At 43.2% G+C, this 26,152-nt stretch carries 23 protein-coding genes; 13 read left to right on the top strand and 10 right to left on the bottom strand.

All coding sequences use genetic code 11. The features are described from left to right. Nucleotides 1-228: 228 nt before the first annotated feature. Nucleotides 229-768 carry a DUF2799 domain-containing protein gene (locus B2866_RS08120; RefSeq protein WP_296192596.1) on the bottom strand — a complete coding sequence of 180 codons (540 nt, stop codon included), beginning with the start codon at nucleotides 766-768 and terminating at the stop codon, nucleotides 229-231. Between the two features lie 340 nt (nucleotides 769-1,108). On the opposite strand from B2866_RS08120, the gene B2866_RS08115 reads away from it, so the two are divergent. Beyond that, nucleotides 1,109-1,666 (top strand): hypothetical protein, encoded by a 558-nt coding sequence (locus B2866_RS08115; RefSeq protein WP_193032204.1) that lies wholly within the window; start codon nucleotides 1,109-1,111, stop codon nucleotides 1,664-1,666. 281 nt (nucleotides 1,667-1,947) lie between these two features. Beyond that, entirely contained in the window at nucleotides 1,948-4,614 is a 2,667-nt protein-coding gene (gene topA, locus B2866_RS08110) for a type I DNA topoisomerase (protein ID WP_296192588.1), read from the top strand. Nucleotides 4,615-4,696: 82 nt separating this feature from the next. On the opposite strand, the gene B2866_RS08105 is transcribed toward topA, so the two are convergent. The 4 genes from B2866_RS08105 to lon all read right to left on the bottom strand — a co-directional run bounded on the left by B2866_RS08105 (nucleotide 4,697) and on the right by lon (nucleotide 10,244). Then, entirely contained in the window at nucleotides 4,697-5,254 is a 558-nt protein-coding gene (locus B2866_RS08105) for a superoxide dismutase family protein (protein ID WP_296192585.1), read from the bottom strand. Nucleotides 5,255-5,424: 170 nt separating this feature from the next. After that, nucleotides 5,425-6,537, bottom strand: coding sequence for an META domain-containing protein (locus B2866_RS08100; RefSeq protein WP_296192582.1), 1,113 nt, complete (start codon nucleotides 6,535-6,537; stop codon nucleotides 5,425-5,427). Between the two features lie 39 nt (nucleotides 6,538-6,576). After that, a complete protein-coding gene (locus B2866_RS08095; protein ID WP_296192579.1) occupies nucleotides 6,577-7,653 on the bottom strand; it encodes an META domain-containing protein in 1,077 nt (358 codons plus the stop codon). Nucleotides 7,654-7,796: 143 nt separating this feature from the next. Next, the gene (lon, locus tag B2866_RS08090) at nucleotides 7,797-10,244 is read right to left on the bottom strand and encodes an endopeptidase La (protein ID WP_409520834.1); all 2,448 of its coding nucleotides are present in this window, start codon (nucleotides 10,242-10,244) and stop codon (nucleotides 7,797-7,799) included. 488 nt (nucleotides 10,245-10,732) lie between these two features. Between lon and B2866_RS08085 the strand changes: the two genes are divergently transcribed. Beyond that, on the top strand, nucleotides 10,733-12,106 hold the full coding sequence (locus tag B2866_RS08085) for a Na+/H+ antiporter family protein (protein WP_296192572.1): 1,374 nt from the start codon (nucleotides 10,733-10,735) through the stop codon (nucleotides 12,104-12,106). A 516-nt stretch (nucleotides 12,107-12,622) separates the two neighbouring features. Here B2866_RS08085 and B2866_RS08080 read toward each other — a convergent pair. After that, nucleotides 12,623-13,594, bottom strand: a complete 972-nt coding sequence (locus B2866_RS08080) for a 5-formyltetrahydrofolate cyclo-ligase (RefSeq protein ID WP_296192570.1) — start codon at nucleotides 13,592-13,594, stop codon at nucleotides 12,623-12,625. A gap of 141 nt (nucleotides 13,595-13,735) precedes the next feature. Between B2866_RS08080 and fumC the strand changes: the two genes are divergently transcribed. The 4 genes from fumC (at nucleotide 13,736) to B2866_RS08060 (ending at nucleotide 17,366) form a co-directional block, all read left to right on the top strand. Next, on the top strand, nucleotides 13,736-15,139 hold the full coding sequence (gene fumC / locus B2866_RS08075; protein WP_296192567.1) for a class II fumarate hydratase: 1,404 nt from the start codon (nucleotides 13,736-13,738) through the stop codon (nucleotides 15,137-15,139). Nucleotides 15,140-15,570: 431 nt separating this feature from the next. Next, entirely contained in the window at nucleotides 15,571-16,002 is a 432-nt protein-coding gene (locus B2866_RS08070; protein ID WP_296192565.1) for a DUF7606 domain-containing protein, read from the top strand. A gap of 233 nt (nucleotides 16,003-16,235) precedes the next feature. Then, a complete protein-coding gene (locus B2866_RS08065) occupies nucleotides 16,236-16,760 on the top strand; it encodes a hypothetical protein (protein WP_296192563.1) in 525 nt (174 codons plus the stop codon). Nucleotides 16,761-16,916: 156 nt separating this feature from the next. Then, nucleotides 16,917-17,366 (top strand): hypothetical protein, encoded by a 450-nt coding sequence (locus tag B2866_RS08060; protein ID WP_296192560.1) that lies wholly within the window; start codon nucleotides 16,917-16,919, stop codon nucleotides 17,364-17,366. Between the two features lie 97 nt (nucleotides 17,367-17,463). Here B2866_RS08060 and B2866_RS08055 read toward each other — a convergent pair whose 3' ends face one another. The 4 genes from B2866_RS08055 to B2866_RS08040 form a co-directional block, all read right to left on the bottom strand. Beyond that, entirely contained in the window at nucleotides 17,464-18,276 is an 813-nt protein-coding gene (locus B2866_RS08055; protein ID WP_296192557.1) for a MipA/OmpV family protein, read from the bottom strand. Nucleotides 18,277-18,352: 76 nt separating this feature from the next. Next, nucleotides 18,353-19,351 carry a rhomboid family intramembrane serine protease gene (locus B2866_RS08050; RefSeq protein ID WP_296192555.1) on the bottom strand — a complete coding sequence of 333 codons (999 nt, stop codon included), beginning with the start codon at nucleotides 19,349-19,351 and terminating at the stop codon, nucleotides 18,353-18,355. Nucleotides 19,352-19,616: 265 nt separating this feature from the next. Continuing rightward, entirely contained in the window at nucleotides 19,617-20,804 is a 1,188-nt protein-coding gene (locus B2866_RS08045) for an alpha-hydroxy acid oxidase (protein WP_102077663.1), read from the bottom strand. Between the two features lie 37 nt (nucleotides 20,805-20,841). Further along, the gene (locus B2866_RS08040) at nucleotides 20,842-21,156 is read right to left on the bottom strand and encodes a glutaredoxin family protein (protein ID WP_102077664.1); all 315 of its coding nucleotides are present in this window, start codon (nucleotides 21,154-21,156) and stop codon (nucleotides 20,842-20,844) included. Between the two features lie 222 nt (nucleotides 21,157-21,378). On the opposite strand from B2866_RS08040, the gene mtgA reads away from it, so the two are divergent. The 6 genes from mtgA to B2866_RS08010 all read left to right on the top strand — a co-directional run bounded on the left by mtgA (nucleotide 21,379) and on the right by B2866_RS08010 (nucleotide 26,079). Then, on the top strand, nucleotides 21,379-22,065 hold the full coding sequence (gene mtgA / locus B2866_RS08035; protein ID WP_102077665.1) for a monofunctional biosynthetic peptidoglycan transglycosylase: 687 nt from the start codon (nucleotides 21,379-21,381) through the stop codon (nucleotides 22,063-22,065). Nucleotides 22,066-22,181: 116 nt separating this feature from the next. Continuing rightward, nucleotides 22,182-24,428, top strand: a complete 2,247-nt coding sequence (gene ppk1 / locus B2866_RS08030) for a polyphosphate kinase 1 (RefSeq protein WP_296192549.1) — start codon at nucleotides 22,182-22,184, stop codon at nucleotides 24,426-24,428. 375 nt (nucleotides 24,429-24,803) lie between these two features. After that, nucleotides 24,804-24,974 carry a hypothetical protein gene (locus tag B2866_RS08025; RefSeq protein ID WP_180952588.1) on the top strand — a complete coding sequence of 57 codons (171 nt, stop codon included), beginning with the start codon at nucleotides 24,804-24,806 and terminating at the stop codon, nucleotides 24,972-24,974. Nucleotides 24,975-25,017: 43 nt separating this feature from the next. Further along, complete coding sequence (locus B2866_RS08020) at nucleotides 25,018-25,269, top strand: hypothetical protein (protein ID WP_296192545.1); 252 nt, start codon at nucleotides 25,018-25,020, stop codon at nucleotides 25,267-25,269. 67 nt (nucleotides 25,270-25,336) lie between these two features. Continuing rightward, nucleotides 25,337-25,726 (top strand): hypothetical protein, encoded by a 390-nt coding sequence (locus B2866_RS08015; protein ID WP_225211738.1) that lies wholly within the window; start codon nucleotides 25,337-25,339, stop codon nucleotides 25,724-25,726. A 92-nt stretch (nucleotides 25,727-25,818) separates the two neighbouring features. Continuing rightward, nucleotides 25,819-26,079 (top strand): hypothetical protein, encoded by a 261-nt coding sequence (locus tag B2866_RS08010; protein ID WP_191692419.1) that lies wholly within the window; start codon nucleotides 25,819-25,821, stop codon nucleotides 26,077-26,079. The last annotated feature ends 73 nt before the right edge of the window (nucleotides 26,080-26,152 follow it).

Raw genomic sequence — 26,152 nt, 5'->3', positions numbered from 1 at the left:
AACCTTGCGAGGTTATCTTTTTTTAGCAACCCTTCAATTTAGTAGATTGTATGGCATTCGGTGGGTCATATAGTGAGTGAAAAGTAATATCGATACATCACGCACTGCTGATATCAATTTTTCTTGTTTGCTGTGCCTACGCAGACAGAGGCTACAAAAAATTGATATCAGCAATACCGTCGCGTTTTCAGGATGTTTTGACTGTATAGCGACCATTAATCATAGTAATTACCAACCATAACCAAACGGGCGATAACCGTAGCCAAAGCGTCCAGGTCCATAACCGAATGGATACGGTGAGCGCAGATAGTCAAGGTCGCGCTGACGTATATAATAGTAGCGTCCTTGTGCGTAGGCTTCCTCAAGCTTTTCGATGCCTTCGAGCGGACAAACAGGCTGCCAGTCATAACCTTCGCGGCCAAGTTTATAGGCATTGAGTTCGGTACAGTAGTTTTTTAGTCCTTGCTGACGACCTTGCTCCCACAATATGCGGTTTGGCGTTGCGCCAACGACACTTGCACATTGATTGGTATAATTGCCAAAGTAAGCACCCGAGCGCCCGTGAAGTCCATCGACATAGCCGACTTCTTGCCAGTTACTATTTTGGCATTGTTCAGGCGTCAGACTTTGGGTGGTCGCGCAGCCCGATAAAGTCAGTAAAGCTACGCCTACTAGCGAGATGGTCAGCCCAGATTTACCTATAAGTTTGCCGACACCTTTACTTACTGATGCAGCAATCGATGAGTTTTGTTTAATAAGATAATTCATAATAAACCTGCGCGCGTTTAAAATTATGGTTTATCATAGCACCTTTTTAGGCGACCAACTTTTTGCATCTTGTTATCGGATCAGTGGTTTTATGTACTAAGTATTTGATATGCCACTATAAATAGCAAGGCGTTGGTAAATATCAGGTGTGCCTAGCAGCTAGCCCTTTATAGAAGATAGTATTTACGAGCGTTTGTTTTTTAAAGGTTTACGCTCATTATAAGCGACTAGATAGTCGCCGTTTATATTTAAGCTGTTATATAAAGAGCCACGCTGATAGATTATTCAGCCCGTTTTAATCACTAGCACACCATTAATTTTGTTAAAAGGTCAGACTGTTATGGGAATGTGGATTGCGATCGCCATTGTACTATTTGTATTAGGGAGTATGATGGCGCTTAAACCTAGCGGTATCGACCAGCGTTTGGATAAGCTGCGTATGACGGCGCGCCGTTTGCAGCTCAATCCCAAGTTAGTTACTTGCCCTGATTGGGTAAAAGGCCGTGACAATGAGTATGGTCGCGGCATGATTGGGCAATATGGTTTGGTGCTCGATAATGTCAAGCTGCCATTAACTCGCTATCAGGTGCTAGATGGACAATGGCGTCCGGCAAGTAACGCCAGCAGTAGTGATAACAATAGCAGCGACAATAAAAGCTTACCCGTACAAGCCAATTTTAGCTTGGATAAAGAACCTTTAGCGCTGCCAGCCAGCATCGAGCCATTTGTGAAAGCATTATTGGTGAAGTCGAATAGCATTGTTATTTATTGGGAAGATATTGCTTATGTGCGTCCGGCGACCAATCCTGCTTATCAGCAGCAAACGATTGAAAGCGACTTATTAATCATGAAAGAGAACCTTGAGAAATGGGCATTACAGATGCAAAAGTCGGCATAAAAAACGCACGGTGCTAGTAAAAAATTTTTTCGTCTCCATAAAGAGGCAATATGCAAGTCCTTTTGGCAAACTCTCAGTCATTTTAAGTTGACAGCTTAACGCTTTGCAGTGTAACGTCTTTATAACTGTATCTATGCGTTATGGTTATTGTTTGTTTTATAACCGTTTTTATCGGCCGCCATTACTACAATAATTCGCTGAGCCATTATAACTAACTATTATAAATTGCCAGCTGCCGAGTTTATCCTTATTTTAATTTACTTATTATGGTGTCGTCACTTATGGCAAAAACCGCAACCAAAAAAAGCCCAGCCACGGCAAAAGACCAACCCAAAGGCAAGTCTTTGGTGATTGTAGAATCACCCGCCAAGGCAAAAACCATTAATAAATACTTAGGCGACGACTTTATCGTCCGCTCAAGTATCGGTCATGTCCGTGATTTGCCAGTGGGCGCGAGCAAAAGCGCGAAGAAGCCAGCCGCGAGTAAAAAAGATGACAGCCTAAGCAAAGAAGAAAAAACCCAGCAGGCATTAGTACGGCGCATGGGCGTCGACCCAGAACATGACTGGGCGGCTGTCTATGAGGTATTGCCTAATAAGACTAAGGTTATCAAAGAGCTAAAAGCCCTCGCCAAAGACGCTGACAAAATCTATCTAGCAACGGATATGGATAGAGAAGGGGAAGCGATTGCTTGGCATCTCAAAGAAGTCATCGGCGGCGCAGACAGTAAATATGAGCGCGTGGTCTTTAATGAGATTACCAAATCCGCTATTCAAAATGCCTTTAAACAGCCCTCAAAGCTCGATATCGACCGCGTTAATGCGCAGCAAGCGCGGCGCTTTTTAGACCGCGTCGTTGGTTTTATGGTATCGCCGCTACTTTGGCAAAAAGTCGCTCGCGGTCTGTCAGCTGGTCGCGTGCAGTCGGTCGCCATGCGTTTGGTCGTCGAGCGTGAACATGAGATTCGCGCCTTTATCCCAGAAGAGTATTGGCAGATTCACGCTGATACTCACGTTGCTGATAGTAAAGTCAAGAAAGCGGCAGACGCTGAGCACATTGCGATTCGTCTAGAGGCAACCAAGCAAGGCGGCAAAACGCTAAAGCTTGTTAATAAAGAGCAGACCGATAAAGTCCTAGAAGTTCTTAATTCAAACGACTTTATCGTGAAAGAGCGCGAAGAGAAGCCAACGCAGTCGCGTCCGAGTGCGCCGTTTATCACCTCGACATTGCAGCAAGCTGCCAGTACGCGCTTGGGCTTTTCAGTTAAGAAAACCATGATTTTGGCGCAGCGTTTATACGAAGCTGGTCATATTACTTATATGCGTACCGATTCGACTTTCTTGTCTGGTGATGCATTAGCCGCCGTACGTGGCTATATCGAGGACAGTTATGGCAACAAATACGTGCCAGAAAAGCCAAACTTCTATGGCAATAAGCAAGGCGCACAAGAGGCGCATGAGGCGATTCGTCCGTCTAACGTCAATATGAAATCGACGCAGTTAAAAGGCGTTGAGCGTGATGCCATTCGTCTATATGAGCTGATTTGGCGTCAGTTTGTCGCTTGTCAGATGACGCCTGCGAAATACTTATCCGTGAATCTATTTGTCGCTGCCGGCGATGTCGAGCTAAAAGCACGCGGTCGCACCCTAGTGTTTGATGGCTTTACTAAAGTCATGCCACCAGCGAAGACTGACGATACTTTATTACCTGATGTCAAACAAGGTGATAAGTTAACGCTCGATAAGCTCGATCCGAGTCAACACTTTACCAAGCCGCCACCGCGTTACACAGAGGCAAGCCTTGTCAAAGAGCTTGAGAAAAAAGGCATCGGTCGACCTTCGACTTATGCGTCTATCATCTCAACCATTCAAGATCGCGGTTACGTGAAGCTTGAAAACAAACGTTTATTTGCTGAAAAAATGGGCGATATTGTCACCGATAGATTGACCGCCAGTTTCCCAGATTTGATGGATTATACCTTTACCGCTGCGCTAGAAGACAAGCTTGACCATGTTGCTGAAGGCGATACCGACTGGAAAGATGTCCTCGATAACTTTTATGGCGACTTTAAAAAGACTCTAGATCGTGCCAAAGAAAAAGATGGTATGCGTCCGAATGATCCAACCGATGTGCCAGACGTCCATTGCGATATTTGCGATCGTCCGATGCAACTACGTACCGGCTCAACGGGTGTATTCTTAGGCTGTACTGGCTATAATTTACCGCCAAAAGAGCGCTGCAAAGGTACCAAGAACTTGATGCCAGTCGAAGCGTTTGCCAATCTTGATGATGGCGACAGCGATGATGAAGCAGCCGAAGTTAAAGATTTGATGGAGAAAAAACGCTGTCCGAAATGCGGAACGGCGATGAATGGCTATATCGTCGATGGTGGTCTAAAGCTGCACATCTGTGGTAATAATCCTGATTGCGACGGCTATATCCTAGAAGAAGGTAAGTTTGAAGTACCGGGTTCAGATGCGCCAACCATCGACTGTGATAAATGCGATGGACAGATGGAACTAAAAACCGGACGTTTTGGGCCATACTTTGCTTGTCAGAAATGTGATAACACGCGTAAAGTGCTTAAAACTGGTGAAGCGGCACCGCCGCGTATGGAGCCTATCCATCTGCCGGAGCTAAAATCGACCAAACATGATGATTACTTTATCTTGCGTGAAGGGGCGGCTGGGATGTTCTTAGCCGCGTCTAAATTCCCAAAAGTACGCGAAACCCGTCCACCAAAGCTGGCTGAGTTACGCGAAATCAAAGATAAAATGGAAGATAAATTCCAGTATCTGTTTGCAGGTCCAGATGAGGATCCAGATGGCAATCCAACCATTCTACGTTGGTCACGGAAGAAAAAAGAGCAGTATATTGGCTCTGAGAAAAACGGCAAAGCCACCCGTTGGGGCGTGTACTGGCGTAATGGCGAGTGGGTAGAAGAGTAAACCTCTGTAATCACCTTATCTTTAAACCATAAAAAACCTCTTAGATAATCTAAGAGGTTTTTTGCTATTAACTTTTGGGCTATCAGTTCTTTTCGATGATACCGCAAGCAACGCGATCGCCTGCGTTACCAGCAGGCTGGCTCTTATAATCATCAGCACCGCTATGGACGATAAAGGCTAGACGGTTAACACTGTATTTACCTGCATCAGCGGCAGAGATTTTCTTATTCACATAGTTGATAGTAGCAACACCATCAGCATTGGCGGTTAAGTTCGGCAAGTCGCCTGCATGACCATTCATATCATCAGGGTTAGAGTGCGGTTTATTATCTGGATTAAAGTGACCACCTGCCGCTTTACCCATATCAGCACAGCTACCCGTTTCATGGATGTGTAGTGATACTGTTTTACCTGGTTGCAGGTTCATGAGCTTACCGTAGACTTGTACGCCGCCATCAACTGGACGTAGGAATACTTGACCCACTTCATTTTTATTACCAGCGACTGCATTGATAGTAGATTTTAGCGCAGGTTGGCTCAGTGGATTGCCGGTTTGCATTTGTCCTTCGACGGTTTGGCAACCCGTCATTACCAACGCTGAACCACATAATAGAGCACTTGCAAGCATCGTCTTATTCATTATTATCTCCATTTATATTTATTTGTTGTGATGAATGTCTATTGTTTTATTAAAATACTCAAACATTGCTTAATGTCGCAATCAGTATAGCTAAGGTTTAAATATAACTATTCATTAAATGCGCAACAATCGGTTAATAAATGTAAATAACGTATGCGTTTGAAAAAGGTTTACAGCGTTTTCTTTACTTCGTTTTGCCAAACTAAGGTTTCGCCTGTTGCCATCGTTTGCAATAAATTATAACGAGGCATATCGGTCTGATTATCTGCTGTTGGCGATGTTGGCTGTGAGGGTTGTAAGCTTAATGTTAGCTGACTGCTGCTATTACGCATCAAGTCAAACAAAGCGCTTTCAATGCGATTGCCTGTCTCACCGCAGCCCATTACAGTGCTGATGATGGTACCGACTTTGAAAGTATTATCATTGAGTAAAAAATAGGGCGCGCGTGAGCCGTTACAGCCTGAGCTAAAGGATGCGTATTGATTGTTAGGCCAACTCTCAAAGCTCGCTGAAATAGGGTGCTCAGGGTGATAAAAATTGCCCAAAGATTTTCTATCTAATTCCCCTTTTTCATCATAAGTATTACTGACGGCGCTCACCAGCGTCCAATGATATTTCTCCAAAAGCTCGTTAGTAATGGGCAATCCAGTGGGAGCTGCTAATGCTTTAGGTGAACCTATAAAAATTAAGCGATTACCGTTTTCGATATTAAGTGCCAAACGTTTAGGGGCAGTCCGTATCGCGACTGACGCTGATTCTGATGTTAAATGCGAATTTGGCAATAACTCAAAATTAAGCCTAACAGGTGCGTACTTAACAAATAACGATTGAATGCTATTATCCTCTGTAATCACAGTTTTACTATCAAGGGCATTGTCATCGTTACAGGTTGTTGGAACTTTGGCAAGATGAGAGTAGTAGGGGTAAGGTGGGGCGGACATCGAATGAAAATCCAGCATATATTGCTCGCAACCTTGATAAAAACTGACTGAACTGGGTTCTATTGCTAAGGTAATCGGTGCGAAATTTTCGATATCGACTATGTTACCGTTTTGATTAATTACTTGCACCAATTGCCAGTCATAGTGAGCTACCCATTGCATTACTTGTGATTCTTTAATTACTATCTCGTCAGTAAAGTTAGATTTATCTTTAATAACAGGGGCGTTGACGATAGTGGTCTGCTGGGTACTATTCAATGGCGCAGACTGGCAGCCCATTAATCCCACTGCTACAGACAAGCTGATAATAGTTAATGAGCGCTTTATAGTTGGCAGGAGCATTGTAAAATCCTTTTTAAAAAATATGAAAATGAATAGGGGCTAAGGTATTTTCTTTACTTCGTTTTTCCAAATGAGTGTTTCGCCCGTATCAAGTTTTTGAGTAAGTAAATAATAGGGTAAGCTTGAGGAGTCGAGGTTGGTATTTGGTAATCTTTGTAAGGTCAATTGGCTTTTGCTTAACTGTTCAAGTTCTCTGATTTTATCTTCTGCCGCTTCACGTTTAGGACTACACCCCATCATAGTTTGGGGGCTTGAACCAATCAACAATTTATTGTCAGGCGTTAAAATGTAAGAACCACCAACACCATTACAATCAGAGCTAAAGCCAACATGATGCTCATCGTTATACATTGGGTAAGCAAAATAGGCAGTCACTGGAAAATCTGGACGACTAAGCTCAATGATGGTTTTTTGATTGCTATCGACTGCGCTTACCAATCGCCATTGATATTCTTTTAGAAACTCATAAGTAATGGCTAGTCCCGTTACTGGTTGTAGGGTCTTAAGTGTACCTTCAAATACAAGCTGCTTGTCCTGAACATTTAAGACCAGCTCATAAGGCGTTGGTTTTTTTGGAGTAAGTTTATTCAAAAATGAAAACGATTTTGTTTGTGTAGATGGTGAAGTGATTCTAAGGTTAAAACGTCCTCTGCCGTATTCAGGAAATAATCGTTCTAAATACTGAAAGATATTGTGAGCTGCTTGTTTATTAGTTATTAAGCAAGAAGGCTGCGTAATGGTAGTTACGCCGTATGAGCTGTAAGTGTAATCTTGATAACCATCATGGTTTAAGCGATAGCGCTGGCAGTCATATTTAAACACTAAATTGCTAGGACGCACGTCAAGCATTAACGGCGGTACGGTATCGACATCATTAACAATACCTTGATTGTCTATCCAGCGCACCAATTTCCAATCAAAGCGATTGACACTTTCAACATTTATCACTTGCTCAGATAGTATTGGAGCAGAAGTGCTAGAGCCAGTCACTATTGAGTTAGCAGGTGTAGAATTATCTTTTGCAATATTAGACTGACAACTTGTTAATGCTACCGGAAGCGAAACAGTAAGTAATACAGATAGAGTTAAGCGGTTTAAAATCAGGTGGTTTAACATTATGGCTATTACCAAATAAACATTTGTCTAAAATATAGCACAGGGTCTTAACCAGATTGTTTTTTATTATTACCAAAAAAAGCCGCCCATCATGACGATGAGCGGCTCTTTAATTTTTAAGACGGGATTAGTAACTAATCAGATTAGTTATGCAGCGCTTTGCTTGAGGTTTTATCAACCGTCACTTTAGCTGGTTTAAGCGGCACTGGCATACTTACCAATGCTACTTTTAATATCTCATCAATCGTCGCTACTGGCTGGATGGTCAATCCTTCTTTGACATTATCAGGGATATCGGCCAAGTCACGCTCGTTGGTCGCTGGAATCAAGACGTGCTTGATGCCACCGCGATGCGCAGCTAGCAGCTTCTCTTTGAGACCACCGATACGTAGGATTTTACCGCGCAAGGTAATCTCGCCTGTCATCGCAATATCTGGACGAATGGCAATGCCCGTCAAGGCAGAGACCAGCGCTGTCGTGAGCGCACCACCAGCCGATGGACCGTCTTTCGGGGTCGCGCCTTCTGGCATATGCACGTGGACGTCAGTAGTTTTAAAGGTCTCGTAATCAATCCCTAAGCTGTCACCGCGAGCACGTACTACGCTCATGGCAGCACGAATAGACTCTTTCATTACATCGCCGAGTGACCCTGTAAAGCTCAGCTCGCCTTTACCTTTCATCGCGACCGCTTCGATGGTTAATAGTTCGCCACCGACTTGCGTCCAAGCAAGCCCAGTCACGCGACCAATCTCAGGCTCTTCTTCTGCCAGACCATAATCGTACTGATGGACGCCTAGATAGTCATCGATGTTTTTGTCATCGACTACTACCAGCTCACGTTCGGCTTTTTTAGGAGCACGTGCACCATGGGTTTCAACCGAACCGCGAACCACTTTGCGGCAGATTTTATTGACTTCACGCTCAAGGTTACGCACACCAGCTTCACGCGTATAGCTACGCACGATGCTATGTAATGCCGCTTCAACGATTTCAATTTCGCCTTCTTTAAGGCCATTATTTTTAATCGCTTTTGGCACAAGATATTTCTGCGCGATATTGACCTTTTCTTCTTCGGTATAACCCGGTAGACGAATGACTTCCATACGGTCAAGCAGGGCAGGTGGAATATCCATGCTGTTGGCAGTACAGATAAACATCACTTGTGATAAGTCTAAGTCCATATCCAAATAATGGTCGTTAAAGGTATCGTTCTGTGATGGATCTAGCACTTCAAGCAACGCTGACGCTGGATCGCCGCGGAAGTCTTGCGCCATTTTATCGATTTCGTCTAATAAGAATAGCGGGTTTTTAACTTCGACTTTCGCCAGTGATTGAACGATTTTACCTGGCATCGCACCGATATAAGTACGGCGATGACCACGGATTTCCGCTTCATCGCGGACGCCACCAAGTGCCATACGTACAAACTTACGACCCGTTGCGCGCGCAATTGACTCACCCAACGAGGTCTTACCGACACCCGGAGGACCGACTAAACAAAGAATTGGACCGCGCAGTTTTTTCACCCGCGATTGTACGGCGAGGTATTCTAGGATGCGGTCTTTCACATCTTGCAAGCCATAATGGTCTTCGTCTAAGACGGTTTTCGCTTTATCTAAATTGATAGACACTTTGGTCGTCGCATTCCACGGCGTATCCAAAATCCATTCAATATAATTGCGCACCACTGATGATTCACTCGATGCAGGCGGCATCATTTTAAGTTTTTTCAGCTCTTGCTCGGCTTTTTTGCGCACATCTTCTGGCAAGTCAGCATCTTCTAAACGCTGCTCAAGCTCAGCCACGTCGTCTTCATCGAACGCGCCGTCATTCATATCTGACAGCTCGTTTTTGATGGCTTTCATCTTCTCGTTTAAGAAGTATTCGCGCTGATTGTCTTCCATTTGCTGACGAACGGCATCTTGGATATCTTGCTCGATATTTTGCTCAGCGCTTTGTTTAACGAGATATTCGGTCAAGGTATTGATGTGGGTTTTGATATCGTCTTCTTCTAAGAACGACTGCTTAATATCCAAATCCATCGACACACGGGTTGAGATAAAATACACCAGCTCAAGCAAATCATCGATGCGTTTTGCCACGCGAGTTAGCTCACGAGCATTACGCAGACGAGCATCGGCATAGCCTTCAAATAACGTCGTTAAGGCCTGAATGGTGTTTTTTTGTTGGCTCTCACTCATGCTGATATCGAGATCAGCACGCGTAAAGCTTGCCATCAATAGCTCGTCGTGATTTTCAATATTATCAACGCGCGCACGGTATTGACCTTCAATCAATACTTTGATGCAATTTTCATCGCTATCATGCGGCATAGTGCTGACGATGCGGCACACCGTTCCGTACTGATACAAGTTATCTTGATCAATATCTTCAGTTAGCGAGTCTTTTTGCGCCACGACCAATACTTTATTGCCGTATTCAGCTTGTGCCAATTCAACGGCTTTTACCGACGGCGCACGGCCGACAAATAACGCAATTTGCATATGCGGATAGACAACCACATCACGCAATGCTAGTAGCGGCAGATAACTCTCTTCACCGTCTTTTGCCTTAACGTTTTCAGCTTCGATGTCTTTAGCGCTGTCCTGAATAGTTTTAGACGCCGAGACGTTTTCTAAGGTATCGTCAGATGAAGTATTTAGCGCCTTATCATCAGCAACGTTAGATGAAACGTCGACATCGATGTCGATATTGTCTTGGGCAATTTTATGTTCACTCATATATTCTTCCTCGTTCACCAGACTTGTAAAGTCAAGTTAGTGGTTCATGTTTAGATAAATGGTGTTGCTAAATGAAATTGCAAGGCTATATGACGAGCAGTCATGACAATATTGCGTCTTTATTTGCAGGGTCGCTCCTGTCTGCTAAGTTTTGCGCGTGGGATTTATAGCTAAAATCAGGTAAAATGACGCGCGTCTTAACCGCTCCGTTCAAATAGCAACTATATGGGTTAACGTGTGAGTTAAAACGCTAGGGCGAAATAAATAGGTCGGCAATGTGCTAATAGCGTGCCAATAGTCAATAGCGGACCAAAAAACATAGGGTAAGGGGCGAGAATATGACCATCAATGCGGTGCTACTAGCGGTAGTCATCATGCTAGGCCTGTCTTTGGCGCGGGTACACGTGGTACTCAGTTTATTAATCGGCGCGCTGGCAGGTGGGCTGATTGCGGGTCTTGGTATGACCGATACCTTAAATGCCTTTCAAGAAGGTATCCGTAATGGCGCGCAAATTGCGTTGTCTTATGCCTTATTGGGCGCTTTCGCGGTAGCGATTGCGCATTCGGGCTTGCCGCAATCTTTGGCAGGGGCGGTGATTAAACGCATTGATGCTGGCGGGGCAGGTATAGGTACAGGTGGCATGATTAAATACATGCTGTTTGCAGGGCTCGTCACCATGAGCTGCTTTAGCCAAAACTTAATCCCGATTCATATCGCCTTTATTCCTCTGCTTGTACCGCCTTTATTGCTTGCCTTTAACCGCATGCAAATCGATAGACGCCTGATTGCCTGTCTGATGACTTTTGGTCTTGTGACCACGTATATGTTTATCCCTTATGGCTTTGGCGATATTTATCTTAATCAAATCATGCTTAAAAACGTCGGTGAAGCCGGTATTGATGTATCGAATATTTCGGTCACCAAAGCTATGGCGATTCCGGCACTTGGTATGCTCGTTGGTTTGCTAGTGGCGGTATTTATCAGCTATCGTAAGCCGCGCCAGTATGCCCAATTAGCCATTGATAAAGAGGCTCGCGATGCGGTAGTAGAAAAAGACGCGTTAAGCAAAACAGCTGCCGATGCCCAAACGCAAAGCAAGATGAAAACCATCGTCGCGCTGATTGCTATTGTGACCGCCTTTGTCGTACAGCTTTATACCGATTCATTATTGCTAGGCTCGATGTTTGGTTTTGGCGTCTTTATGGCAACCGGCGTGGTCAAATGGCGTGATGCTGATACCGTTTTTAATGACGGTATTAAGCTCATGGCGATGATTGGCTTTATTATGATTACTGCCCAAGGCTTTGCCGAAGTCATGAAAGCGACCGAGCAAATACAGCCGTTGGTTGATGGCGCCGCATCGTTGTTTGCGGGAAATAAAGCGATGGCTGCATTTATTATGCTATTGATTGGCTTGATTGTGACCATGGGTATTGGTTCGTCTTTTTCAACTATTCCTATTTTGGCGGCGATTTATGTACCATTATGTATCTCTTTAGGGTTCTCACCTTTAGCAACCGTGGCGATTATTGGTACAGCTGGCGCGCTTGGTGATGCCGGTTCGCCTGCGTCAGACTCGACGCTTGGACCAACCTCTGGTCTAAACGTTGATGGTCAGCACGACCATATCAAAGACAGTGTGGTACCAACCTTTATCCATTACAATATTCCGTTATTGGTATTTGGTTGGATTGCGGCGATGGTGTTGTAAAGCTATCAAAGTTAAGTAGAGTTTGGTGTAGGCTGGGTTTTTAACCCAGCTTTAAAATATCAATTACCTTGTTATTAAACTGATTCTCTACGAAAAAATCGCCTTAAAAAAAATAAACAGACCTGCCGAAAGCAAAGCAATAAAAATAGTAAAGATGACAGGAATGTCCAAAAAATCATCCCACCTAATGACGGCGGTGCATGCATCGCCATCATACCGAAACCAAATAAAAATAAAATGCTAGTCAACAGCATAGCGAAGAACTTCCAGCGACTATCCATATATACATCCATAGTTACCAGTAGGCTTAAGTGAAACAGCATCGCCATTATTAATATAACGACTAATTCTATAGGATAGGGGTGCGGAGGAGGAATATTCTGAACGTGAAGTAAATAGGGATTTGTGCTAAAACCTAACGTGATAATAAGACCGACGAAAATGATCCACAAGATAGTAAAAACTACCCTTAGTGGTTTTGAGCAAAAGTAGCTCATTGTTGTCTTTATAAATCCTTTATGGGTCTTTATTTTTATCTTCAAAATCCTCAATCTCACCACTTAGACTAGCCAAAAAAGCATCACTGTCAGCCAGTAATTCATTTAAGCGTTTCTTATTAACCACCTTTGCTAATTCGTCGGAGTTAAAGGCTTGTTCTTGACTGTAGTAGAGCTTCTCTCTAGCGTCATCATTTCCCAATGCTCGTAAGTACGTATCAACACTATCAGCGCTAGATGCTTTGTCATAGCGGCTTGTAATCTGATTTCGTTTAAACCACCTCAAGCCACTTGGTGTTATCAAACCATCTAAAGGCACATCCCACGCTTGGCGCTCAAGCTGCTCAACCACTTGAAAATCATAGCACCAACCAATTTTCAATGGTTTTTTTAACCCTGCCTGATGGCTTTTACCAAGGGTTGTATCATAAAATCCACCACCCATGCCCATACGATTGCCGCTTTTATCAACCGCCACGAGCGGACAGATAATCACATCTAATTCGTGTGCCCAAAGTAACCTGCGATGATGGTTTTGCTTCATACCTAAGCTGTGAATGCGCGTCGGTATATTCAGCAGTTTCGACTGATAAATAGGTACAAAGCGCAGACGTTTATCATCATTACCATTTTTAGTACGACCGAGCGAACCAACCACAGGCAGATACGGCTGATAATTCGAACGTATAATCCAGTCCAACAGTGGCTGAGTGGGCAGCTCACCAAAGCCATCATAATATAAGCCAATCTTTGCATGCGGCGGTAAGCGTTGTTGCAATTTAATTAAATGTAAGCTTGCCATGCGCGCATATTGTCTACGCTCGCCAGCTGTTAATTGCCGACGCTGGCGGGTAAATTGTCGTCTGGGTGGATTAGCCAAGCTATCAGCGACTTTAACCTCCTTTTTAGAGCGAGCGTCATCAGCCGATAACTCAGGTAATGAGTTAGATAATTCAGTAGCAGAATGTTGTTGGCCGGTGTTTTTAGACATCAGTTAGCCTCACGGACTTGGAGAAATTTGTGATAAGTCATGCTATCATAACGCCACTTTACATCGTATTTTCCTTTATGTGCAGCGTGTGTTGCACTTTTTTCAAAGCAGCTATACAACAAACCATCAAAGAGGGTAGTTATGTCGACACAGAATCAGGCAACTCGTACCGAAAAAGATACCATGGGCAACGTGGAAGTCCCAGCTGACGCTTATTGGGGTGCGCAAACTCAGCGTAGCCGCGAGAACTTTAAAATTGGTGGCGAGACATTGCCACGTCCGATGATTGAAGCAATGGCGCTAGTGAAAAAAGCCGCTGCCATTACCAATGCTAGCCTTGAGCGTATCGAAGGCGATAAGCGCGATTTAATCGTGCAAGCTGCTGATGAAGTTATCAACGGTGGTTTAACGGATCAGTTCCCACTCGTAGTATGGCAGACAGGTTCTGGTACCCAGTCAAACATGAACATGAACGAAGTATTGGCAAATCGTGCCAACGAAATCGCAGGGAACGCGCGCGGCAGCTACACGCCGATTCACCCGAATGACCATGTTAACCATGCACAGTCTACCAACGACAGCTTCCCAACCGCGATTCGTGTGGCGGCTGCCCGTCAGATTAACAGCCTGCTTATCCCAGCGGTAAAAGCACTACGCGATACGCTAGATGCCAAAGCCAAAGAATTCGATAGTATCGTTAAAATCGGTCGTACGCATTTGCAAGACGCGACGCCTTTGACCCTAGGTCAAGAATTCAGCGGTTATGTCAGCCAACTTGACCATTCATTAACTCGTATCGATAACGCGCTACAAGGTCTATATGAATTGCCACTAGGCGGCACAGCGGTTGGTACAGGTCTAAACGCTCACCCTGATTATGCGGTAAAAGCAGCTGAACAGTTATCAACCTTGACTGGTCTGCCGTTTGTCACCTCACCAAATAAATTTGAAGCACTAGCGGCTCGTGATGCTGAAGTATTTGCTTCTGGCGCATTAAAAACGCTAGCAGGTAGCTTAAATAAAATCGCTAACGACGTACGTTGGTTGGCATCAGGTCCTCGCTGTGGTTTGGGCGAATTGACGATTCCAGAAAATGAGCCAGGCTCATCTATCATGCCGGGTAAAGTAAACCCAACGCAGTCAGAAGCAATGACCATGGTCGTCGCTCAAGTCATGGGTAACGATGTCACTATCAGCATGGCTGGCGCGTCAGGTAACTTTGAGCTCAACGTTTATAAGCCAGTGATTGCCTTTAACTTATTGCAATCTATCAAGCTATTGGGTGACGCTTGCAACAGCTTTAACGAAAATTGTGCGGTTGGTATCGAGCCAGTCAAAGACAAAATCGATGACTTCTTGCATAATTCATTAATGCTAGTGACTGCTTTGAACCGTCATGTTGGTTATGAAAATGCGGCGAAAATCGCTAAGACGGCTTATAAAGAAAACAAAACTTTGAAGCAAGTGGCGGTTGAATTGGAGCTGTTAACTGAAGCGCAGTTCGATGAGTGGGTAACCCCTGCTGATATGGTACATCCTTCTTAAGTCGTAAAATAAATAACGACCTGCTATGGTGTCAGACTCGCTTAATGTACGACAGGTACCATTTGCGCTCATCTTCCGTGTAGTAGTGTCATATTTGTTCCACTAAGAAGTAAGTTATTTGAAAAGACCTTGCCATCCTTTATAGAGGAATGAGCAGGGTCTTTTTTTATCTATCAATTGAAGCACCTACATCGCGCGCAACAATGTCTTACGCTCAGACAACAAGCGTACCAATAGTTATAACAGCGCTAACAAAAATTTTGCTTATAATGAGTACCTAGATAAGGGCTCGTGAATCAAAGTTTTAAAAAAATTTTAAATCACGACAAAGACAATAAGAGCAAACGATTAGACTAACTAAAAATAGTTCGCCGCTAACGTCCATATTTCTCTTATCTATGACCATTCTATTTATATCATTGAGGTAATTTATGAAAAAGTTAACTGCCGCTCTATCATCAGCTGGTATTATGATGGCAATGCTGGGTTCTGGTTCTGCCATGGCTTACTCGGACCAAGTAATGGAGCCAAGCGAAAGTTATGATACCGCTGTTAAAATTAGACAAGTCAACTATACTTGCCAAAGCAACAAGAAAGTCAGCGTGACTTACGGTTTTAACAAAGAGTATTTACCGACCTTTGCAGAAGCCAATTTGAATGGCAAAAAAAGATTTTTACCCATTAACTTAGGTCGTTCTGACACGGTTGATACCGTGTTTGGTGATGAAGACAACTTTAGTATTATGACGGGTGCGCTGCGTTTGAATAACTACCATAAATCATCGGCCAATATCCAAAACGCCAGCAGTGAAATCCTTTATAAGGGCTGTAATGTTGCCTCTATCAAAAAGCTTAAAGGCTAGTTTTTAGCAGGCTGATAGAGTTAGATAAAAAAAGACCTTGTTATCCTTTGAGAATGGGATAGCAAGGTTTTTTTTGATCTTTAGACAGAGATGTATAAAATATTCTTTTATAGCAAAGTATTTACATCTACTTCTTAAGAAAATTTTCGATTAACTCACGTTTGTTCTTTATTGGGGAGTACTAATGCTAATATAAGCGAAGATTGAAATCTGCATGTGATAAGGAAAAAGGGATGGAAAGTGCATTAATTGGTTTAGTGGGAGTATTACTTGGAGCCTTAATTGGAGAGCACTTTAGGAGAAAGAATCGTATCGAGATTTATTCTCAGAGAATATTTGATAAGCGTTTAGCTGTTCATGAAGAGCTATACGCATTGTTTGTTGGAAGCAGTAACGTTATATCAGAGGTGATGACGAATACAGAGTTGAATGAGTATGATAGAACTAGTTTGATAAGCTCAATTATAGTTCCTCTTTGTGAATTTATGGATAAAAACGGCTTCTATATAAACAGGTATTTGACTGTTCAGGTCGCCACTTCTTATATAGGAGCCGAAAATGTTCTAAATCATGATAATGAGCTAGATATTATATCAGCAAGATTGAAGGTCTATGAGACAGCTAAAATAACAAGAAAAATGATATTGGAGGAGGCTAGAGTTAGTGAAATATTCAAGCATTTTTCTACAATATCTAAGTCTAAACCTGATTCAGATATAATCAAGAGAATAAAAGAAATTGAAGGCCTACGAGAATAATTGGGCGTTCATATAAATATGACAACCTTATTTTAGATAAAAATTCGACGAAAGCATGATTTTTTAAAAAATAATAAAGATAGGGTTTTTGGTGCTTGCACCGTTTTTCTTTAGCATAAAATATATTTCAAGGGGAAGTGAATGAAGTACTGGAGAATGCAACTACACCCAGATGACAGTCAAAAATCTGGTTTTTATTCAAATCAAAGTATTGCAGCTGGTTTTATTGGTTTGGACTTTGCTACTGAGGTAGGAGACTTACTAGCAGAATCACAGAAAGATATTCTATCAAGTCAAAAGGACTACATAAGTTTTGCAAAAGATATGCAAGTTGGCGATAAGGTTCTTATTATATCTCATCATTTCCCCGTAGCACTTGTCACTATCAATAGCGAATATAACTATATTAGAAGAGCGGAACCAAAGCTTGGGGTATGGTTCAGACATTTTCGTAGGATTAAAGATGTTGTGTATTACGCTGACTTTAAGACTAACGCAAAAGCTTGGGATCAATATATCATGACAGATACGATTTCTATTCTCAAAGATAAGAACTCCAAATCGTATAAGCTTATTGAGAAAATGAGTAAGGTTGAAATATATTAAACCGAGCTAGAGCATCCTACATGTAAAACTATTAAATAAAAAGACCTTATCGCCATAACGCGGCAAGGTCTTTTTTCTATCCAAAATCTAAAATTTATTAAAACTTATAAAGCAATCCTAGCGTCGTCGTGGCATCCGTACGCGAATCAACCATTGGGCTGTCGTATTGTTCATTTGGCAGATAGCTTAAGCTTTGATTGGCAAATCCTGCCCAGCGCTCATTAAAATCATAATTAGCGCTAATATTGATATAAGGGTTTAAGCTATTATTTGACTCATAAGCAGCGACGCCTGTCTTCGCTGACTCTTGCGCACTAACGCCATAATAATAGTTATTGTAGTCGGCATCATGATATTCAAAGCCAATGCTTGGATAAACTGTTAGCTTATCTTTAGTGATTTTGGCAAGATAGGTCAAGCGCGCCGTATTGCCGCCACTATTATCTAACACGTCGGTGGCGACTTGCAGGCGAAAACCACCCACAGGCGTACGACGCAGATACGATAGACCAGCAGCGGCTGAAGCCTTACGTTTATCCAGACCTTGCAGCGCGCCAGTCGCATCATCAGGGTCGAATTCACTGCCATCAAGCTGCGCATAAGCGGCTAGCTGATTGGTGCCATCATTGATAATATAAGCGCCAGCCTGCGCACCGCGTGCATAGATTCTGTTGTTATCATAAAACACACCCGGCAATACTTTTATGTCGGTGCTGTCTTCCAAATCATAAGCTGACTTGACCGCCATGACGTTGACGCCGACGCTTAAGATGGCATCTTTATCAGTCGGTAAGTTGTTTTTAAACAGGGCAGCATTAGAGAAGCTAGCGATACTAAATAGGGCAGTGGCGGTCAATGCGCTAAGGACAGTGCGCGTCAACGGTTGCGATAGCGCTGATGGTTTAAACATGGTTTACTCTCATAAGTGGGTGGGATAAATAGTAAAAACAGAGTCGATAAATAGAATAATAAATAAGTCTGGCATTTTACTCAATGGCTGCTAGCACTTGTAATATTTGCTGATGAATATCTTGCCACCACCATATAAAACCAATACTGATCAGCAGCATGACCAGCCACGGTAGCAATTGCCAAATAAGCGTCGATTTGGTCGCTGTTCGTTGTTTGTTAAATTTGCTGTGATTAAGACTTGCTTGATTGGCATAGCTATCTAAGGGTAAGTTTACAGCAGAGTCGTGATTAAAACTGCTGTTATTATCAAAATTACCCTCATTATCAAAGCGAGGAGCGTGAGTAGAAGTAGGGATGGAAAAGTCAGTATCGCTACTTGTTGGAGAGTTGATATAAGTGGTGTGATAAATGTCTTGAGCTGCGCTAGGTAGATGCTTTAGCGTCGCAGCCAAGCGCTGACGGTAGGCAATGGCAAACGCCAATGCAATCACCAATCCTGTGACCGCGCCGCCAATATGACCAGCATTATCAATCCCCGGTACGGCAAAGCCATATACCAAATTGATGCCCATAATAATGATCAGGCTTTTCAGATTGAGCACCATGCCATTGACTGGTATTTTAAACAGCGCGGCTATCAATAGCGCGGCACCGATACCCATGATACCGCCAGACGCGCCCGCCGATATGCCCGGTTGTCCAGTGCCATCTAAGATACCTTGCCACGTAATATGGTTGTTCAGTAGGTTGCCACCGATTGCCGCGAGTAAAAATAACGCCAAAAACTTTACTGAACCGAACATCGGCTCGGCAATCTGGCCAAAAAAATACATGGCAAAACCATTAAACAATAAATGCATCAGACCGATATGCAAAAAGGCACTACTTGCCAAGCGCCATGGTTCATTATCCATGGTATAAGGCAGAGCATTGGCGCCCCATTTTAGCAATGCTTCAGTCGATGGATTATTGGCATCGACGCCGCTTAGCACCTGCATGATAAATAAACCGATAAAGCTTATTAATAGCAAAGTGGTGACGGGCGCGGTTTTTAATAATTGTTGAATGGTCATAAACGCAAACTATCAATAAAAAGTGATGAGTAGAGTATAAAGGCTAGGGTTAAGGCGTGTCACCTATAAGCGGGTTATAGTCGATTCAACTGCAAAACGATATAGGGTTGCTAGAATGAATTTTTCGCAGCCTCTGGAGTGCGAAGCACACAGCAAGCAAGGAAAATTTATTCTAGCAGCATGCTATTTTGAACATATCCTTTTCACACCGAACTGAATATATCAATATTTAATAAAGTTGGGTTTTTTAATAAGGACTAGCTTTTTAATAAGCATGAGTTTTAAGATTCTCATAAGTGCCTTTAACCAAAATGTCATCCGTCACTTGATTGATATCGGTATGACCACAAAACGCCATACTGATATCACACTCGTTATAAATAAGCTCTAGCGCACGGCGCACGCCATCTTCGCCATAAGCGCCAAGCCCATACAAAAACGCGCGACCAATCATTGTACCATTGGCGCCTACAGCGAGTGCTTTGAGCACATCTTGACCGGAGCGAATACCACTATCGAGCCAAATCTCGATATTGCTATTTTCCGCTCGTACCGCTTGCACGATATCAGCGAGCGCGGCAATGGAAGACAACGCCCCATCAAGCTGACGGCCGCCATGGTTTGAAACCACCAACGCATCGGCACCGCTACGGGCAGCCATGATGGCGTCTTCAGGTTCCATGATGCCTTTGATAATGAGCTTGCCGCCCCACATATCTTTAATGCGTGCGACGTCATCCCAGCTTAGCGCTGGGTCAAACTGTTCAGCCGTCCATGCCGAGAGCGATGAGATATCCTCGACGTTTTTGGCATGACCGACGATATTACCAAAGCTATGCCGTTTGGTACCGAGCATATTCATGCACCACTGCGGCTTGGTCATGAGGTTTAATATATTAGCAAGCGTAGGTTTTGGCGGCGCAGATAGACCGTTTTTGATATCTTTATGACGTTGGCCGAGGACTTGTAAATCCGCGGTTAAGATAAGCGCAGAACAATTGGCCGCTTTAGCGCGGCGAATCAGGTTTGCCATAAATTCTTGGTCGCGCATCACATAGAGCTGGAACCAAAACGGCGCACTGGTGTTTTCTGCCACATCTTCGATAGAGCAGATACTCATGGTTGAAAGCGAGAAGGGCACGCCAAATTTCTCCGCTGCCCGTGCGGCGTGAATCTCACCATCGGCCCACATCATGCCAGTAAAGCCAGTTGGGGCGATAGCAACGGGCATTTTGACTTTTGAGCCCAGCATATCCGTGGCAAGCGAGCGCCCTTCCATATTGACCAGAACCCTTTGGCGCAATTTAATACGGTCAAAGTCGGTTTCATTGTTGCGATAAGTAGTCTCAGTCCATGAGCCTGAATCGACATAATCATAAAACATCCGTGGTACTTTACGCTCGGCAACACGGCGCAAATCCTCAATTTCCGTTATTTTCTTTAAATCTTTCATAAGTTTCTCATTATTATCATTTTTTACGTTGTCTGTTTTATGACGCTGCTAATAATTGCTGCAAATCCAACACTGAAAAAGGATAGTTCAAGCGTTTTGATGGCGTCAATATCACAGGAATCGTAGTAGCAAACTCCATCATCAGCACCTCATCAAAATCAGCAATATCAACATACTGATAGCGTATCGGCTGCACCGCTTGAAATTGGCTAAGCAGCTGCTCAGCGATGTCACAAAGATGACAGCCAGTCGTTCCGAGTAGCCACCATTTATCCTGATTTTCAGCCGTACCAAGATTGGGATTGGCGGCAATCATGCGTGCCCGTAACATTGCTACTGTATTATTAGCCATATTTACACTCTTATTCTTATATCTATTTATCGCCAAGCGTTAGTTTTAAATTTTTAAAGAAAAATATTCATAGCACTTGGCAGTATTTACATAATAAAGAAATAGGGTAAATAATGACAGCGATTGTGAGATTAGGTAAGATGACCTGCTATTTATGATTAACGCGTTAGGGTTAACAGTTTATTATGTTGACTATTTTTTAACTACTTGGATATCGCTCGCATGGCAAGTTTTGGCACATTTCTCAAACGCTTATTACTGGCATTCATGTTGTTGGTGGTGGCTTTTCATATATTGGTCGCAGGTCTGCTACTGATTTGGAAGACCCAGCCGATTAATAATAGCATGTTTATGCTGACCCATCGTTTAACGGGTGGCACGGTCACGCAAACGTGGGCTGAGTATGACGCCATTGCCAAATCTGCCAAACAAGCAGCGATTGTCAGTGAAGATTCGACCTTTAGCCAGCATAATGGCTTTGATATGAAAGGCATTAAGGCGGCACAGAAAAAGAACGAAGAAACGGGCAAAATGTCAGCGGGCGGCTCAACGATTACCCAGCAATTGGCCAAAAACTTATTTCTTACCTCGCATCGCTCTTATACCCGTAAAGCTGAAGAAGCGATTATCACAGTAATGATAGAAACCTTTTGGGATAAGCAGCGCATTTTGACCGCTTATCTCAACGTCGCTGAGTTTGGTAACGGCATTTATGGTGTTGAAGCCGCCGCCCAGCATTATTTTGATAAATCAGCGGCCAACCTAAATCGTGATGAATCGGCTTTACTCATCGCCATGTTGACCAATCCAAAATACTACGAAGGTCATCAAAGTGACAAACGCTTGCGCAACAAACAACGTATCATTAAAAAACGCATGAAAAATGCCGTCTTACCGCAATCCGCTTAGAAAACGATTGCCTTACAATACAATCAGCTTAAATTGACGGGTGGCATTAAACAGCGTTCATAAAAAATAAAAGATGACGGCATATCGATCACGTAAAGGAATAAAAGGTGGCAGAGATGGTTAATAAGCAAAATAACGATCATAAAATTAACGATAGTATTGATGTTAGTACAAAAACAGATATCAAGGTCAGTACAAGCCTAGTCACAACAGAAGCAGAGCTAACGGCAAGCTCGAGCAAAGGGTTAAGTGAAATAGACTGGCAGCGTTTCGACGATGGCAGCTATTCACCGAGCAGCTATATCAATCGCGATTTGTCATTGTTGCAGTTTCATCTGCGGGTGCTGGCGCAGGCGGCCAGTCCGCGTCATCCTTTATTAGAGCGCTTGTTTTTCCTCATTATATTCTCTTCCAACATGGATGAGTTTTTTGAGATTCGTGTCGCCGGTATCATGCAAAAACTCAATATGGGTGATGTCTCAACCAGCGCTCATGGTATGCGCCCAAGTGAGGTGCTCAGAGAAATCTCTGCTGTCACTCATAAAGCCATCAGCGAGCAATACCGCATTTTAAATGAAGATATCCTGCCAGCCCTTGCCCAAGAAGACATCCGCTACTTAAAGCGTGACGAGCTAACTCCTGAGCAATCGGCGTGGATGAAGCAGTATTTTACCGAGCAAGTCTCACCAGTTTTGACCCCGATTAGTATTGATCCGGCGCATCCGTTTCCGAGATTGGTAAATAAAAGCTTAAACTTTATCGCCACGCTAGAGGGCAAAGATGCCTTTGGTCGTGATATCAATCTCGCCATTGTACCAGCGCCACGCAGCTTACCACGTGTCATCCGCTTGCCGGATGAGCTGACGGGTGGTAAAGAGCATCATGTGATGCTATCGGCGGTGATTCATGAGCATATCGGTGAGTTGTTCCCGGGGATGAATGTCACTGGTTGTCATCAGTTTAGACTAACGCGCAATGCCGATTTGGATTTGGCAGAGGATGTCGATGATATTGCCAAGGCACTAGAGGGCGAACTTGAAAACCGCCGCTTTGGCGACAAGGTGCGTTTAGAGGTCACTACCGATTGCCCAGCGCCGATTAGCGATTATTTGCTCAATGAGTTTGAGCTACATGACAATCAACTTTACCGCGTCAATGGGCCGGTGAACTTAACGCGCTTGCTGTTTGATTTTAATATCCCAGCGCTACGCTATCAGCCTTTTACCCATGTCGTACCTAAGCCGTTCCGCCGTGAAGTCGATAAGCTCGATAAAGCGACCAGCATGTTTGCCGCGATGCGTAAGAGCGATGTCTTGGTTCATCATCCGTTTCATGCGTTCTCGCCGATTATCAATCTATTATGGCAGGCAGCAAGTGACCCAAAAGTGCTCGCCATTAAGCAAACGCTATATCGTTCAGGTACCAACTCAGAAATCGTTAAAGCACTAGCGGCGGCGGCACGCAATGGTAAAGAAGTCACGGCGGTTATCGAGTTACGCGCCCGTTTTGATGAAGCCTCAAATATCGCAGTGGCTAATTATCTGCAAGAAGCAGGCGCGGTGGTGGTTTACGGTATCGTCGGTTACAAGACTCACGCCAAATTGATGCTTATCATTCGCCGTGAAAACGATAAAATTCGTCGTTATGTGCATCTCGGTACGGGCAACTATCATGCTGCCAATGCCAAAGTCTATACCGATTATGGTTTATTTAGTGCCGACCCTGATATCTCAGAAGACGTACACAAAATCTTCCAAGAGCTGACGGGCATGGGTAAACCTGCCAATCTAAAAAAACTCTTACATGCGCCGTTTACATTGCATGAAAAGCTCATGAGCTTTATCGATGATGAAATTGCTCAAGCCAAAGCAGGCAAACGCGCTCATATTATCATCAAGGTCAATGCGCTGACCGAGCGCCGACTGATTGATAAATTGTATGATGCGTCGCAGGCAGGCGTTAAGATTGAGCTGATTTTGCGCTCCATGTGCTGCCTGCGCCCGCAAGTAAAGGATTTGTCCGAAAATATCACCGTCCGTTCTGTGATTGGGCGCTTTTTGGAGCATACGCGCATTTATTACTTTTATAATGCTGGCTATGAGCGCTTGTATTGCGGCAGCGCCGACTGGATGGACCGCAACTTATTCCACCGCGTTGAGGTGGCGTTCCCAATCGAAGACAAAAAGCTATTCAAGCAAATTTATCAAGATGGCTTAATCAACTATCTACACGACAATACTCAGGCTTGGACGCTTGATGGTAATGGCGTTTGGCAGCAATTACAACCAGCGGCAGATGAAACACCGCATATCGCACAAGAGCATTTATTAAAGGTCATCAACGGCGTTGGCGAGACAACTTAGACTAGTTCTCAACAACCTTTTTAGATTCAATAAGCATTGAAAAATCCAAATAAAAACCAAGCATCTGTATTTATCGGATCTTGGTTTTTTTATTTAACAGCGCTTATAAAGTTGCGGAATAAATTACTAAAAAGTAGCCACTAATGAAAAGCAAGTTACAAACTGTCGGCTAACCTCACATTTATTCACACATTGATACGGCAGTACACTGGTGAGCAGTCAAAAATTATTCTTATAATTAAGTTATACCTTGTCTCTGATAGCTGATAGACAGCAGTCTATATATCAATAATTTATAAAGAGCGAGCAAGGATAAGCTAATTATAGCTAGTACAATTTTATTATAAATAAATTACAAATAAGAGGAGTTGCACCATGAGTAATACCAATAATGACACATCTGATGTAAAAAAAGCGGCAGAACAAGCAGATAGCCAACAAATCGAAAAAAACCTAACCGATAACAAGCAAGTCGATAAACCTGAAAATCTAAGCGAAGAGCAAAAAACGCCTTTTATCGAAGATGATTTGCGGACTGATAAATAATAAAACTAATCTGCTGCTCTACACCAAACGCGAGGGACACGCCATGAAAGACTTTACCCAACCTAATGATGAAGAACCGGTACTAATTGATGATCCAGCGGCATTAAAGCAAAAAAATCCTAAAGACAGTTACAAAGGTCGAAAGTACGAGCCGGATATTGATGGACCTAAGCAAGCATCACAGGAAACCGATGAAGTATATGTAGACCCACGTAAAGAAGAGGATTTGCCACCTGGTGGTAAAAACGTTGCTGATTTAAACGCTTATGACTTGTCTCAAAAGAATAATGAGTAAACGTGAGAACGATAAGCGAATTTACCATAACGATAAAAATAATAATTTAAAAAACAATAAGGACATTATGATGCAAGCCAAAGATATGCCAACCAAAGATCCTGAATTAACCAAAACTCGTATTCAGGAGACTGATATTCGAGAAACCGCTATTACAGAGAATGAGGTTCATTCATCTGTTGCTCATGATGAAATCGAAGACAATACTAGAGTCAATAAAGGAACCGATACCTTTAAAGAAGGTGTGATAGAAACAGAGCATGTAAACAAAAATGACAATCCTGCGCGTCAGCCAGATCGCCGCGATCAAGAAGGTAATGCTTTCGACGAAGGGATAAATGAGCATACCACCATGCCTGAAGCGGCCAAAAGCACCGATATAAACGATTTAAATCGCTATGCCAATGTCGATAATGCGCAAACACGCGTACTAAATCCTGACGAAAAAGATTTCTAATAGTTAAGGTTGAAGGTGTTTAGCGTGGCTAAGAGTGCTAGCAAATATAGATAGCTATTTTTTATATGCTTATAATTATAAAGAGAAGGCCTATGACTATACAAAACGACAAGAACGTTAATGCTACGGACGTTAATGATAAGGATGTTGATGTGAATCAGCAAAAGCTGAATCATCCAGAAAATAACTCTAATCTAAAAGATGCCGATGACAATAATGGTATTGTACCTGACGATGCCCTGCAAAAGGTCAATCCGGCAGAAGCAGAACGGTTGACGGATGACCACGATCCGCATCATGTGGTAAAAAATCACAAACAATATGATACTTCGATAACCGAAAGCGATAAATAATGGCTTTCAGGACAATAAAAGATTGAATAATATAAGAACTTGACAGTTTGTAATGTTGTTTTAGATTGCAGTA

It is taken from the genome of Psychrobacter sp. UBA3483, assembly GCF_002377905.1.
In the GTDB taxonomy this organism is placed as follows: Bacteria; Pseudomonadota; Gammaproteobacteria; order Pseudomonadales; family Moraxellaceae; genus Psychrobacter.
The sequence above is the reverse complement of the archived record's forward strand: the minus strand, read 5'-3'. Positions and strand labels throughout refer to the sequence as shown.

Bases quoted from the DNA above. Each gene is read 5' to 3' on its own strand.
- B2866_RS08120 (WP_296192596.1), bottom strand. From the start codon at position 768: ATGAATTATCTTATTAAACAAAACTCATCGATTGCTGCATCAGTAAGT.
- B2866_RS08115 (WP_193032204.1), top strand. From the start codon at position 1,109: ATGGGAATGTGGATTGCGATCGCCATTGTACTATTTGTATTAGGGAGT.
- topA (WP_296192588.1), top strand. From the start codon at position 1,948: ATGGCAAAAACCGCAACCAAAAAAAGCCCAGCCACGGCAAAAGACCAA.
- B2866_RS08105 (WP_296192585.1), bottom strand. From the start codon at position 5,254: ATGAATAAGACGATGCTTGCAAGTGCTCTATTATGTGGTTCAGCGTTG.
- B2866_RS08100 (WP_296192582.1), bottom strand. From the start codon at position 6,537: ATGCTCCTGCCAACTATAAAGCGCTCATTAACTATTATCAGCTTGTCT.
- B2866_RS08095 (WP_296192579.1), bottom strand. From the start codon at position 7,653: ATGTTAAACCACCTGATTTTAAACCGCTTAACTCTATCTGTATTACTT.
- B2866_RS08085 (WP_296192572.1), top strand. From the start codon at position 10,733: ATGACCATCAATGCGGTGCTACTAGCGGTAGTCATCATGCTAGGCCTG.
- B2866_RS08080 (WP_296192570.1), bottom strand. From the start codon at position 13,594: ATGTCTAAAAACACCGGCCAACAACATTCTGCTACTGAATTATCTAAC.
- fumC (WP_296192567.1), top strand. From the start codon at position 13,736: ATGTCGACACAGAATCAGGCAACTCGTACCGAAAAAGATACCATGGGC.
- B2866_RS08070 (WP_296192565.1), top strand. From the start codon at position 15,571: ATGAAAAAGTTAACTGCCGCTCTATCATCAGCTGGTATTATGATGGCA.
- B2866_RS08065 (WP_296192563.1), top strand. From the start codon at position 16,236: ATGGAAAGTGCATTAATTGGTTTAGTGGGAGTATTACTTGGAGCCTTA.
- B2866_RS08060 (WP_296192560.1), top strand. From the start codon at position 16,917: ATGCAACTACACCCAGATGACAGTCAAAAATCTGGTTTTTATTCAAAT.
- B2866_RS08055 (WP_296192557.1), bottom strand. From the start codon at position 18,276: ATGTTTAAACCATCAGCGCTATCGCAACCGTTGACGCGCACTGTCCTT.
- B2866_RS08050 (WP_296192555.1), bottom strand. From the start codon at position 19,351: ATGACCATTCAACAATTATTAAAAACCGCGCCCGTCACCACTTTGCTA.
- B2866_RS08045 (WP_102077663.1), bottom strand. From the start codon at position 20,804: ATGAAAGATTTAAAGAAAATAACGGAAATTGAGGATTTGCGCCGTGTT.
- B2866_RS08040 (WP_102077664.1), bottom strand. From the start codon at position 21,156: ATGGCTAATAATACAGTAGCAATGTTACGGGCACGCATGATTGCCGCC.
- mtgA (WP_102077665.1), top strand. From the start codon at position 21,379: ATGGCAAGTTTTGGCACATTTCTCAAACGCTTATTACTGGCATTCATG.
- ppk1 (WP_296192549.1), top strand. From the start codon at position 22,182: ATGGTTAATAAGCAAAATAACGATCATAAAATTAACGATAGTATTGAT.
- B2866_RS08025 (WP_180952588.1), top strand. From the start codon at position 24,804: ATGAGTAATACCAATAATGACACATCTGATGTAAAAAAAGCGGCAGAA.
- B2866_RS08020 (WP_296192545.1), top strand. From the start codon at position 25,018: ATGAAAGACTTTACCCAACCTAATGATGAAGAACCGGTACTAATTGAT.
- B2866_RS08015 (WP_225211738.1), top strand. From the start codon at position 25,337: ATGATGCAAGCCAAAGATATGCCAACCAAAGATCCTGAATTAACCAAA.
- B2866_RS08010 (WP_191692419.1), top strand. From the start codon at position 25,819: ATGACTATACAAAACGACAAGAACGTTAATGCTACGGACGTTAATGAT.